The following is an 11,962-nucleotide window of genomic DNA, read 5'->3' as shown; positions in this document are numbered from 1 at the left end:
CTTGCTCCCGCTGGGCCGCGAAGCGACCCCAGAAAATGGGACTGCTGCGCAGTCCAGCGGGAGCAAGCTCCCTCGCCACGGTAAAGCGCTCCTCCTTAACTGACTGGCATTAGGGCTTGCCCGCTCCCACATTTGGTTCGCGGCGCTCACACAAATTGCTGTACATCCATACAGATAATGGTTGCTCAAATCCTTCTGACTCAGCATGCTGCAAGCCATCAACCCGATCTGATGTGGTAACCATGCAGCTGTACCTCTGTGAAAAACCCTCCCAGGCCAAAGACATTGCCGCCGTGCTCGGTGCCAGTCGCCGTGGCGATGGATGCTGGCTGGGCAACGGAGTCACAGTCACCTGGTGCATCGGCCACCTGCTGGAAACCGCCCCGCCTGACGCTTATGACGCCAAATACAAACGCTGGGTACTCGCCGACCTGCCGATCGTGCCGGAAAAATGGAAAATGCAGGTCAAGCCCAAGACCGCCAGCCAGTTCAAGGCGGTCAAGCGCCTGCTGGGGGAAGCCAGGGAACTGGTGATCGCGACCGATGCCGACCGTGAAGGCGAAATGATCGCCCGTGAACTGGTGGAACATTGCCGTTATCGGGGGCCGATCCGGCGGTTGTGGTTGTCGGCGCTGGACGATGCTTCCATCCGCAAGGCCCTGGCCGCACTCAAACCCGGTGCGCAAACCTTCAGCCTGTATCACTCGGCCCTGGGCCGCTCCCGCGCCGACTGGCTGATTGGCATGAACATGAGTCGCCTGTTTACGCTGCTCGGGCGCCAATCCGGTTACCAGGGCGTATTGCCGGTGGGCCGGGTGCAAACCCCCACCTTGCGCCTGGTGGTCGACCGTGATCGCAGCATCGCCGATTTCGTACCCGTGGCGTATTGGGCCATCGATGTGGACCTGCTCCATGAACGCATGACCTTCACGGCCCAATGGCGTGCCGCCGACGATGCCTGCGATGACCAGGGCCGTTGCCTCAACCCGCAACTGGCCCGCGACGCCGCCGACGCCATGGCCCACGCTGCGAGCGCGCGATTGGTGAAGCTGCGCACCGAGCGCATGCGTGAGGTCGCGCCCCTGCCCTTCGACCTGGGCACCCTGCAGGAAATCTGCTCCAAAAAGCTTGGTCTCGGCGCCCAGGAAACCCTGGATATCGCCCAAACACTCTACGAAACCCACAAGGTCATCACCTACCCGCGCAGCGATTGCGGCTACCTGCCGTTGAGCCAGCACAGCGAAGCGCCGAAGATTCTCGCCGCACTGGGCCGCGCGGATGCAGCAGTGGGCGAGCTGATGAACTACCTGGACCCCAATCGTCGCTCACGCGCCTGGAACGACGCCAAGGTCAGTGCCCACCACGGCATTATTCCTACCGGGGCCGGCAAGGACGTGGGGCAACTTACCGGAAAGCACCGCGCGGTCTACACATTGATACGTGCGCGCTACCTGGCGCAATTTCTGCCCAACCATGAATACGACCGTACCCAGGCGGATTTCGACTGTGCAGGCCAGGCGTTGCGTGCAGTGGGCAAAGTCGTCATCGAACCGGGCTGGAAACGCGCACTGCCCGAGGCCCTCGCCCCCGCCAAAGGCCGGGAAGCGCCTGCTCCTCAAGCCTTGCCGATGCTGGTGCAAGGCCAGGACTGCGCGGTGGCCAAGGTCAACCTCAAGGACCTGTGGACCCAACCGCCCAAGCCTTTTACCGAAGGCGACCTGATCAAAGCGATGAAAAACGTCGCCAAGCTGGTGGAGGATCCTCTGCTCAAGCAGAAACTCAAGGACACCACCGGCATTGGCACCGAAGCCACCCGCGCCGGGATTATCCAGGGCCTGCTGGACCGAGGTTACTTGGTGAAGAACGGCAAGGCGCTGTCGGCCACCCCGGCGGCCTTCAGCCTGATTGACGCGGTACCTCGCGCCATCGCCGACCCCGGCACCACAGCCATCTGGGAGCAGGCGCTGGACATGGTGCAAAGCGGCGAAATGAGCCTGGAAGAGTTCGTCGCCAAACAAGCGGCATGGATGAGCAAACAAGTGGCTCGCTGTAATGGCATGCGTATGACCATCACCGGTCCCGCCAGCCCGACGGGCAAAGGCGCGGCGGCCTGGAAAAACAAACGCAAAAGCGCGCCACGCAAGACGGCGGCCACGCCCAAACGGGTGAAAAAGCCGGCAAATACCGGGTAAATAGCAAAAAAAACCGGCGAATGACGCTTTTGGACGGGTTTAACGCCGCTTTGGACCTTGCTGCAACGTAGTCCGTCTAGGATTCTGTAAGGGCAATAGCCGACTACCTAACAACAACACCGGAGTGGCCGCCATGAAGACCGTCGCAGAAGTACTCAAAGCCAAGGACCAGAAAAACCAGGACGTCCATACCATCAAATGGGACCACACCGTGTTTGAGGCGCTGGTGCGGATGTCCGAGAAAAACGTCGGGGCCTTGCCGGTAGTCAAGGACGATACAGTGGTAGGCATCATCAGCGAGCGCGATTACGCACGTAAACTCATCCTCAAAGGTCTATCGTCCGTGACCACCCGCGTTAATGAGGTGATGAGTTCCCCGGTCATCACCGTGGATACCCGTAAAACTGTCGAAGAGTGCATGAACATCATGACCGATAGTCACCTGCGTCACCTTCCGGTCGTCGAAGACGGCAAGCTGCTCGGCCTGCTGTCCATCGGCGACCTGGTCAAGGAAGCCATTGCTGAACAAACCGCCCTGATCAAACAGCTGGAGCAGTACATCCGCGGCGAATAGGAGATCCCATGCTCGACACGCTGGAATATCAAGCAGCCCACCTCGACACGCTGCACCGGGCAATGGCCGAAAGGCGCTTCCTGGTGCTGACCGGTGCAGGGATCAGCACCTCGTCGGGCATCCCCGACTACCGTGACAGCGAAGGGGTGCGCCGGGGCAAAGCGCCGATGATGTATCAGGAGTTCCTCGCCACCGCGCAAGCCCGGCGCCGCTATTGGGCCAGGGCAATGCTGGGTTGGCCACGGGTGCGCCTTGCCCAACCGAACAAGGCTCATCAGGCGCTGGCGACCTTGCAGCAACATAGGATCATCAGCGGCCTGATCACGCAAAACGTCGACACGCTGCACGATCAGGCCGGCAGCCATGATGTGATCGAGTTACATGGCAGTTTGCACCGGGTGCTGTGCCTGGATTGCCAGCAGCGCAGCGAGCGCGATGTTATCCAGCGGCGGCTGGAAATCGACAATCCGCACTTTGCGCAAGTCCATGCGGTGCAAGCGCCTGACGGTGACACCTTGCTCGACCCCAGGTTTGAGGAGCACTTCCAGGTGCCACGTTGCCCCCATTGCGAAGGTCAACGACTGAAGCCGGACGTGGTGTTTTTTGGCGAGAACGTAGCCGCCGCCACCGCAGCCAGGGCCATGGCTGCCGTGCACGATGCCGAGGGGCTGCTGGTGGTGGGGTCATCGCTGATGGCTTATTCGGCGTTTCGCCTGTGCAAGGCGATGGTGGAACAGGGTAAGCCCATCATTGCCATCAACCTGGGCAAGACCCGCGCTGATGAGCTGCTGCAGGTGAAGATCGAAGCGTCGTGCGAGCAATTATTGCCTTCGCTGGTCGAGCGGCTGGGATACTGAAAACCCGGCACTCCCCAAGGAACCTGTGACCAACCTGACCGATAGGATCCTGCGACCCACCGCACGAAAAATGACGCTCAAGTCACGTTTTCAACGCATCTTCCCGTCCCCACGGCCATTTATGTAGTGCCTTAAAATAATCACTACATAATCGTTGACGTAAGCTTTTTGTCCTTGCATGATCTAGACGTCTCCCGGATCGGGAGCGTTGGTAACACGCGTTTTGAACAGGCTCGTCTGACCGCCGAGCTGTTTTCCCGGATGTGCACTGCCCACAAGGCAGATTGATGAAGCTGACTGGCCCCGAAGAGGACCGGTACAAGGAGCTTAAGCGCTGCTTGTCTTCGTTATGAAAGCGTTGCGTAGCAGTTCATCAGCAAGACTACATGCATCAGGTTCACGACCCTGCCCGTATTCGGCAGACCGTTACTGACGCCCGGTTTTTCTGAGCCGGAGATAACTTTGAAGTGTTCAACGAATCAATTGATAGATCGCCAACTGGTCAAGGGGCTTACACATGAATCTGAACAACCAACCAACTATCGATGAATTGGCTGAGATGTTCGCAGCGCAGAAAGACACACTCGACGACCATATCCTGTGGATTGGCAAATCGGGCGAAGTTCAACTTGACTGCCTGGCGCCCCACACCGAAGAAGCCGAGTTCGACCGCAATAACCGTGAACTGGCTGCCCGCCTGAAGATGTACCGCCGTGGCCAGGGTTATGTCGGCAAGAAAGCAGCAGCCGATCGCAACTTTATCGAGCAGGTATTCGACACACTTAATAATGCTTGGGCATCTTTCAAAGACAGCTCGCAAGTTAAAGTGATCGATCGTTACTACTAGGTAATGTTTTATCAGTACTTGATCGAATGTGGGAGCTGGTTTGCCGGCTCCCACTTTTCATTTCTGGTGTATTCAGAAACTCGGAAACCGCCCCCTCTTCGCTTCATCCCGAAAGATATCGAACAACACCTGTGCGGCCGCTGACAGTTCATGGCCTGGTTTGGTCAGTACGCCAATGGGCCGCTCGATGACCGGGCCCGTCAAGGTAATGCAATGGGCGCCCGCCTCTTCCATCTGCCGTGCGCACAATGCTGGCACCGCGCTGACGCCCAGGCCGCTGGCAACCATCTTGCCCACAGTAGCCAATTGATGGCTTTCTAACGCCACCGGCAGTTTCATCTGCAAGGCACCCAAGTGTTCTTCGAGCATTACCCGTACCGTCGATGGGCGCTGGAGGGTAATGAAGGGCTGTTCCAGCAGGCTTTGCCAGTCGATTTCAGCCAATTGCGCCAAGGGTGAATCTCCCGGCACCACTGCAATAAACCGGTCCAGGTACAGCGGCGTGAACGCTAATGAAGAACCGTCGGACGGCTCGAACGCCACACCCAATTCCACTTGGCGGTCGCGAACCATCTCCAACACTTGCTCGTTGATCAGGTCATGCACCGTCACATTCACCTGAGGGTAACGTGCGCGGAATATCTTCAGAATCGGTGGCAGCAGGTTACCGGCAAATGACGGCATTGCCGCCACCGTCACGCGCCCGCGCTGCAGGGTGAAGCGTTGACGCAGTTCGTCCTCGGCGTTGTCCCAATCGGCAATCAAACGCCGCGCCAGAGGCAACAGCGATTCGCCTTCAGGCGTAAGCGCCACATTGCGCGTATTGCGGCTGAACAGGCGCCCACCCAGCCCTTCTTCCAGGCCTTTGATAGTCAGGCTCAGCGCCGACTGGGACAGGTGCAGACGCTCACAGGCAGCGGCAAAACTCAGGCTCTGGGCCACGGCCAAAAAGGCACGCATCTGTTTAACGGTCATGACACGACTCCGCACGGTGGTTCAACTATGCTGTTTTCTAAATCAATCGACCTAAAAAAACAACTTAACAAATCAATCCGTCGGCGCAACACTCGGTCCACTGGTTGGCCCACTAACAATAAAGAGGTGCATATGGCAGGTTTCGATAAACGCGTGGCGTCCTACGAAGAGGCGCTGGCAGGTTTGGAAGACGGCATGACCGTACTCTCCGGCGGTTTTGGCCTGTGTGGCATTCCGGAAAACCTCATCGCTGAAATCAAGCGCAAAGGCACCCGCGACTTGACCGTGGTGTCCAACAACTGCGGCGTCGACGGTTTCGGCCTGGGCGTGTTGCTGGAAGAAAAGCAGATCCGCAAAGTGATCGCCTCCTACGTCGGTGAAAATGCCCTGTTCGAGAAGCAGCTGCTCAGCGGCGAAATAGAAGTGGTACTGACCCCCCAAGGCACCCTGGCCGAAAAAATGCGTGCAGGCGGCGCCGGCATCCCGGCCTTCTTCACCGCCACCGGCGTCGGCACCCCTGTGGCCGAAGGCAAGGAAACCCGCGAATTCAATGGCCGCCCCTACCTGATGGAAGAATCCATCACCGGTGATTTCGCCATCGTCAAAGGCTGGAAAGCCGACCACTTCGGCAACGTCATCTATCGCCATACCGCCCAGAACTTCAACCCGCTGGCCGCCACCGCCGGCAAGATCACCGTGGTCGAGGTCGAGGAAATCGTCGAACCGGGCGAGTTGGACCCCGCGCAGATCCACACCCCTGGCATCTACGTCGACCGGATCATCTGCGGCACCTTCGAGAAGCGCATCGAACAGCGCACCGTCCGCAAATAATCCATCCCGGCCCGAACAATAAGGACTTATAAAATGGCTCTTACCCGCGAACAAATGGCTCAACGCGTCGCCCGTGAAATGCAGGACGGTTTCTACGTCAACCTCGGCATCGGCATTCCGACCCTGGTGGCCAACTACATTCCCGAAGGCATGGAAGTGATGCTGCAATCGGAAAATGGCCTGCTCGGCATGGGACCGTTCCCGACGGAAGAAACCATTGATGCCGACATGATCAACGCCGGCAAACAAACGGTCACCGCACGCATCGGCGCCTCGATTTTCTCTTCCGCCGAGTCGTTCGCGATGATTCGCGGCGGCCATGTCGACCTCACCGTCCTCGGCGCGTTCGAAGTGGACGTACAGGGCAACATCGCCTCGTGGATGATCCCCGGCAAGCTGGTCAAGGGCATGGGCGGCGCAATGGACCTGGTGGCCGGTGCGGAAAATATCATCGTGATCATGACCCACGCGTCCAAGGACGGTGAGTCGAAATTGCTCAGCCAATGCAGCCTGCCGCTGACCGGCGCGAACTGCATCAAGCGCGTGCTGACGGACCTGGCGTACCTGGAAATCGAAAATGGCGCTTTTGTCCTCAAGGAACGCGCACCTGGCGTCAGCGTTGAAGAGATTGTCAGCAAGACCGCCGGTAAACTGATCGTCCCGGACCACGTTCCAGAAATGCATTTCCAGTGAGGACAGATTCCATGCAAGACGTCGTGATTGTTGCTGCCACCCGCACCGCCGTGGGCAGCTTTCAAGGTTCGCTGGCCACGATCCCGGCCCCTGAACTGGGCGCTGCGGTGATTCGTCGCCTGCTGGAGCAGACCGGCCTCGACCCGGCCGAAGTGGATGAAGTGATTCTCGGCCAGGTACTCACTGCCGGCAGCGGCCAGAACCCCGCACGCCAGGCCTCGATTCTCGCCGGCCTGCCCCACGCCGTGCCGAGCCTGACCCTGAACAAGGTCTGTGGTTCGGGCTTGAAGGCATTGCACCTGGGCGCGCAGGCGATCCGTTGCGGCGACGCCCACGTGATCATCGCCGGCGGCATGGAAAACATGAGCCTTGCGCCGTACGTACTGCCCGCCGCGCGCACCGGTTTGCGCATGGGCCACGCCAAGATGGTCGACAGTATGATCACCGACGGCCTGTGGGATGCGTTCAACGACTACCACATGGGCATCACCGCCGAAAACCTGGTGGACAAGTACGGCATCAGCCGCGAGGCACAGGACGCCTTTGCCGCCGCCTCCCAGCAAAAAGCCATCGCCGCCATCGAAGCCGGGCGCTTTGCCGATGAAATCACGCCGATCCTGATCCCCCAGCGCAAGGGCGACCCGGTGGCCTTCGCAGTAGACGAACAACCCCGCGCCGGCACCACCGCCGAATCCCTGGCCAAGCTCAAGCCCGCTTTCAAAAAAGACGGCAGCGTCACCGCCGGCAACGCTTCCAGCCTGAATGACGGCGCTGCCGCCGTGCTGCTGATGAGCGCCGACAAAGCCAAGGCCCTCGGCCTGCCGGTCCTGGCGCGGATCGCCAGCTACGCCAACGCGGGCGTCGACCCGGCCATCATGGGCATCGGCCCGGTATCGGCCACCCGCCGCTGCCTGGACAAGGCCGGCTGGGAATTGGGCGACCTGGACCTGATCGAAGCCAACGAAGCCTTCGCCGCGCAATCCCTGGCGGTGGGTAAAGAGCTGGAATGGGACGCCGACAAGGTCAACGTCAATGGCGGCGCCATCGCCATCGGCCACCCGATTGGTGCCTCAGGCTGCCGCGTGCTGGTGACCCTGCTGCATGAAATGATCAAGCGCGACGCCAGGAAAGGCTTGGCGACACTGTGCATCGGCGGCGGCCAGGGCGTGGCCCTGGCGCTCGAACGCAACTGATGATTTAAGAGCAACACGGAAAAGGCCCGGTTCCACGAAAACCGGGCCTTTTCTCTAATCTGCCAGCGCCCACCTGTGAACTGCGTTGTTATTGCGCACGCGGCACCGCGAACACCGCACTCGCCCGCGCCACTATCCTCTCCCCCACCTGCAGAGACACCGTGGCAAACGCTATCTGCCGCCCCCGCTTGTGATGCTCCAACCGCACCACGATCCACTCTCCCACCTGCACCGCTCCCAGGTAATCCACGGTCATGCTCGCGGTAATCAACGGCAACGGCGGGTCGCTGGAAAACGCCATAGCGTAGCCCATGCCGATATCCGCCAACGTCGCCAACACCCCGCCGTGCACGGTACCGCGCCCGTTGGCATGTCGATTGTCGGCGTGCAGGCCGATTTCCAGTTGCAGGCCGTCACCCCGGCAGTACGCCGGGCCCAGCACATCAAGCAGCGGACTGCTGCGGGGCAACGCGACAAAACCTTCGGGCATAGTGTGAGTGATCATGATGAGTTCTTCTTTGGCGTCAGCCTTGAGATGTACGCCTGCCCCCACCCTCGCGCCATCACCATCAGCCAGGCAAATCCCGCGCGATACTTTGCGTTAATCCGCCAGACCCGCTTTAATCGCCGACAATTGCTCGCGCGCACTTCAAGGAACCGCAATGCGCCATCTGGACGGCAACCCTCGCCCGCTTCGCTTCCCGCTATTGATCTTGCTGACCGGTCTGGTGCTGACCGGCTGTTCGCCCCAGGACCACTCCCGCGCCGCTGCCGTCAACGGCGAACAAGGCCGGGCCGGGGCGCAACTGGCCTACGAACATGAACTGACCCTGTCCCTGCCCGGCGCCCTGCTCGCGCCGCGCATGCGGGCCACGCGCGAAGCCTGTGAAACGGCGCGGTTCGGCGCCTGCAATATCCTGGGTATCACCGAAGACAGCCATGGCGGCGAGATCATCCTGCGCATATCTCCCACGGGTGTAGAACCGATGGTCGCCCTGGCCGCTGAAGGCGGCACGCTCGGCCGTCGCGTCACCACCGCCGAAGACCTGGCCGACGCTGTAGCCGACGTGCGCCGCCGCCAGGACCGCCTGCAAGCCCAGCAACAACGGCTCGATGAACTGGCCAAGCGCACGGACATCACCGTCAGTGACCTGATTGTCTTGAGCAAGGAACAAGCGGGCATCGAAAACGAGTTGCAGGAACTGGCCCAGGTCGCCGCCGGCCAGCAACGTCGTCTCGACACCAACCGTGTGACCCTGAACTTGCGCTCCTCGGACGGCGCGAACCAACCATCACGCTTCAGCCGCATGTTCAGCAACCTGGGCACGAATATGCTGGACGGCACGGCCGACGCCCTGGAACGAGCCAGTTACGTGCTGCCCTTTTTGATCCTGGCGTTTCCGGTGGTCTGGTTGTGGGTGTGGCTATGGCGCAAGTTTGTTGTGGCGAGCGGGCTTGCCCTAATGCCAGTCAGTTAAGGAGGAGCGCTTTACCGTGGCGAGGGAGCTTGCTCCCGCTGGACTGCGCAGCAGTCCCATTTTCTGGGGTCGCTTCGCGTCCCAGCGGTAGCAAGCTCCCTCGCCACAGGCCGACGGTTGCCTGCTCTAGCGCTTAACTGACTGGCATTGGGGCTTGCCCGCGCTGGCGCGCGCAGCGGCCCCAAGAAACAGCCTTCGAGTGATGCCTGACACGCCGCTTTACGCTCTTGTTAGGCTGCTTTGCAGCCCCGCGCGGGCAAGCGGTTCGCCACAGTCCTGATCAGCGCTTCATACAGCGCTGATACCGCTCATCCACGCGTTTGGCAAACCACGCCGTGGTCAGGTTGCGGGTGATCTTCGGGCTTTTGAGCACGATGCCCGGCAGTATCGCCCGTGGCAGTGGTTTGCCAGCGGCCTGGTCGGCCAGGGCGAACACGCGCTTGTAAAGGGTGGTGTCCTCGAAGTCCAGCGTATCGCCCTGCTCCAGTTGGCTGCGAATGCTCGGGTTGCGCATATCCAATTTCGCCCCCAGTGAACGCACCGCCAGCTCGGTGGTACCGGGCAGCAACGAACCATAGCGAATCAAATCCCCATCCAGCGCCAGTTCGGTGCCTGAGGCACGGCTGACCGCGGCCTGGAACGCGGCATTGCGGCTGGCGTACCAACCCGCATTGAAATCGGCGAAGCGGTACAGCGGCTGGTCATAACTCACCGGGTAGCCCAGCAAATGGGCGATACCGAAATACATGCCGCCACGGCGAGTGAATACTTCCCGGCGAATCGTACCGTCCACCGTGTAGGGATAACCCCGCGCCTGTTTCTGCGCAAAGTCGATGCTGACCTGCATCGGGCCGGCGGTATGCACCGGGTTGAAGCCGCCGAACAAGGTATTGCCCAAGGGCACCATGCTGATGAAATCATCGAAAATTGCACTCAGGTCTTTCTCCGTGCGCGCGGCATTCAAGCGGTCGGCGTAGGTCTTGCCGTTGGGAGAACGCAGTTGCAAGGCGCTGCGTACCACGAATGCCGGCACATGCACCTTGCCGGCACGCCGCAGAATTTCATCCTGAGCGATCTTGCCCATGCCGGGCACCGGCGGGTCGACCTGATAGGTCGACTCCTGCTCGGTCACCGCCAGCACGGCGCAGATATTTTCGGTGCCGGGGTAGATCTTCTGGGTGTCGAAGGCGGTGTAGATGTCCTGGGCCCAGCCGTTGCGGTCCACGACCTTGGCCGGGAGCAGGCGCACGATCTGCGCCTTCACCTCGGCCTCACTGCGCTCTGGCTGCTGTGGGCCACGTGAGGTGGAGCAACCGGCCAGCACCAGCAAGGTTGCGAGGCAGAGGATCAGGCGGCTTGAATACATGGGGCTTCCTTGGTTGACGGCGGGCCGGGCGTTGGGGATATCGACAGGCAAGTCTAACCGGGGTTCGTGGGTATGCCGAGCTGAGTGCGGCTTAGGCTGAAACTTCCCACATAACCGCCGGACAAGCTCTACTCCCCTGCCCTGAAAACCGCTGCAAAGTCCCTCGCCTGATCAAACAGTGCGAGGGATTGCAGATGGTTTTTCCAGTTAGAGCCCTGATCGACAGGGCTCACCCATGATCGACGCAACCAGCCAAGCCATTGGCTTTCTAGCGCTGGCGGCGATGGATGCAAACGCGGGACGTCGAATCCGTACTCAGCGATTTCCGGGGATTCCTCAACCCATACGACACCTGGGCGCAAAGCTTTTTCAGCTTTGCGGCATTGAATGTCGAGCAAGTGTTCAAGGTCGGGGATGAAGTAGCGCTCGTAGCGCCGATCAATCGATCCCTCTTCCCCAGCAGTACGGTCGCCACGTGTAAGGCCAACGGCACGTTGCGCCTGGTGAGTTGGTGCTGGCCCAGGCGTTACGGTTCTACCACTTTTGCGACGGTGTGCTGACGGCGATCAGCGATGCGTACGACAACCGCTTGCGCATTTGCCGTGATCGGTTGGGGCGGATTAAGCGGCTGGATAACGGTGCGGGGCGTTCGCTTTTATTGCGATATGAATTCGACCGCATTGTGGCGGTGGACTATCAAATCCATCGCGCCAAAGGCCATGAGCCTTTCGTGTGGGTGACCGGGCAGGACGTCGTTTCCTACACCTATGACGACGCCGGACGACTGGCGTCGGCGACCAATGCCATCGGTGAACGCGAGCGTTATCGGTACGACGATCAGCACGTCATTCTCGAGCGGCAACTGGCCGGTGGGGCGAGTTTCTTCTGGGCGTGGGAACGCGCCGGCAAAGCGGCGCGCTGTGTCCGGCACTGGGCCAGTTTCTCGCAGATGGACA

General features: G+C 60.5%; 11 protein-coding genes and 1 pseudogene. 9 read left to right on the top strand and 3 right to left on the bottom strand.

Annotation, left to right across the window (positions count from 1 at the left end; genetic code table 11):
- Nucleotides 1-242: 242 nt before the first annotated feature.
- The 4 genes from Q1V60_RS17860 to Q1V60_RS17845 all read left to right on the top strand — a co-directional run bounded on the left by Q1V60_RS17860 (nucleotide 243) and on the right by Q1V60_RS17845 (nucleotide 4,470).
- Nucleotides 243-2,192: a DNA topoisomerase III gene (locus Q1V60_RS17860; protein WP_300633013.1), complete on the top strand. Its 1,950-nt coding sequence runs from the start codon at nucleotides 243-245 to the stop codon at nucleotides 2,190-2,192.
- Nucleotides 2,193-2,325: 133 nt separating this feature from the next.
- Complete coding sequence (locus tag Q1V60_RS17855) at nucleotides 2,326-2,766, top strand: CBS domain-containing protein (protein ID WP_300633011.1); 441 nt, start codon at nucleotides 2,326-2,328, stop codon at nucleotides 2,764-2,766.
- Between the two features lie 8 nt (nucleotides 2,767-2,774).
- Nucleotides 2,775-3,623: an NAD-dependent protein deacetylase gene (locus tag Q1V60_RS17850; RefSeq protein WP_300633009.1), complete on the top strand. Its 849-nt coding sequence runs from the start codon at nucleotides 2,775-2,777 to the stop codon at nucleotides 3,621-3,623.
- A 517-nt stretch (nucleotides 3,624-4,140) separates the two neighbouring features.
- Nucleotides 4,141-4,470, top strand: a complete 330-nt coding sequence (locus Q1V60_RS17845) for a hypothetical protein (RefSeq protein WP_300633008.1) — start codon at nucleotides 4,141-4,143, stop codon at nucleotides 4,468-4,470.
- 72 nt (nucleotides 4,471-4,542) lie between these two features.
- Here the strand turns inward: Q1V60_RS17845 and Q1V60_RS17840 are convergent, their stop codons facing one another.
- The gene (locus Q1V60_RS17840) at nucleotides 4,543-5,445 is read right to left on the bottom strand and encodes a LysR family transcriptional regulator (protein ID WP_300633007.1); all 903 of its coding nucleotides are present in this window, start codon (nucleotides 5,443-5,445) and stop codon (nucleotides 4,543-4,545) included.
- Nucleotides 5,446-5,577: 132 nt separating this feature from the next.
- Here Q1V60_RS17840 and Q1V60_RS17835 point away from each other — a divergent pair, with 132 nt between their 5' ends.
- Genes Q1V60_RS17835 through Q1V60_RS17825 form a run of 3 tightly spaced genes read left to right on the top strand, consistent with a single transcriptional unit; the run spans nucleotide 5,578 to nucleotide 8,162 of the window.
- A complete protein-coding gene (locus tag Q1V60_RS17835) occupies nucleotides 5,578-6,276 on the top strand; it encodes a CoA transferase subunit A (RefSeq protein WP_048729618.1) in 699 nt (232 codons plus the stop codon).
- Nucleotides 6,277-6,309: 33 nt separating this feature from the next.
- A complete protein-coding gene (locus Q1V60_RS17830) occupies nucleotides 6,310-6,969 on the top strand; it encodes a CoA transferase subunit B (RefSeq protein WP_003211625.1) in 660 nt (219 codons plus the stop codon).
- An 11-nt stretch (nucleotides 6,970-6,980) separates the two neighbouring features.
- Complete coding sequence (locus Q1V60_RS17825) at nucleotides 6,981-8,162, top strand: acetyl-CoA C-acetyltransferase (RefSeq protein ID WP_300632996.1); 1,182 nt, start codon at nucleotides 6,981-6,983, stop codon at nucleotides 8,160-8,162.
- 88 nt (nucleotides 8,163-8,250) lie between these two features.
- Here Q1V60_RS17825 and Q1V60_RS17820 read toward each other — a convergent pair whose 3' ends face one another.
- The gene (locus Q1V60_RS17820; protein ID WP_300632994.1) at nucleotides 8,251-8,667 is read right to left on the bottom strand and encodes a PaaI family thioesterase; all 417 of its coding nucleotides are present in this window, start codon (nucleotides 8,665-8,667) and stop codon (nucleotides 8,251-8,253) included.
- 157 nt (nucleotides 8,668-8,824) lie between these two features.
- On the opposite strand from Q1V60_RS17820, the gene Q1V60_RS17815 reads away from it, so the two are divergent.
- Nucleotides 8,825-9,640: a DUF4349 domain-containing protein gene (locus Q1V60_RS17815; protein ID WP_300632992.1), complete on the top strand. Its 816-nt coding sequence runs from the start codon at nucleotides 8,825-8,827 to the stop codon at nucleotides 9,638-9,640.
- A gap of 280 nt (nucleotides 9,641-9,920) precedes the next feature.
- Here Q1V60_RS17815 and Q1V60_RS17810 read toward each other — a convergent pair whose 3' ends face one another.
- Nucleotides 9,921-11,006, bottom strand: coding sequence for a DUF1615 domain-containing protein (locus Q1V60_RS17810; RefSeq protein ID WP_300632990.1), 1,086 nt, complete (start codon nucleotides 11,004-11,006; stop codon nucleotides 9,921-9,923).
- Nucleotides 11,007-11,505: 499 nt separating this feature from the next.
- Between Q1V60_RS17810 and Q1V60_RS17805 the strand changes: the two are divergent.
- Nucleotides 11,506-11,962, top strand: a pseudogene (locus Q1V60_RS17805) (RHS repeat domain-containing protein); the annotation flags it as partial.

Source organism: Pseudomonas sp. (assembly GCF_030147005.1).
GTDB lineage: Bacteria > Pseudomonadota > Gammaproteobacteria > Pseudomonadales > Pseudomonadaceae > Aquipseudomonas.
The sequence above is the reverse complement of the archived record's forward strand: the minus strand, read 5'-3'. Positions and strand labels throughout refer to the sequence as shown.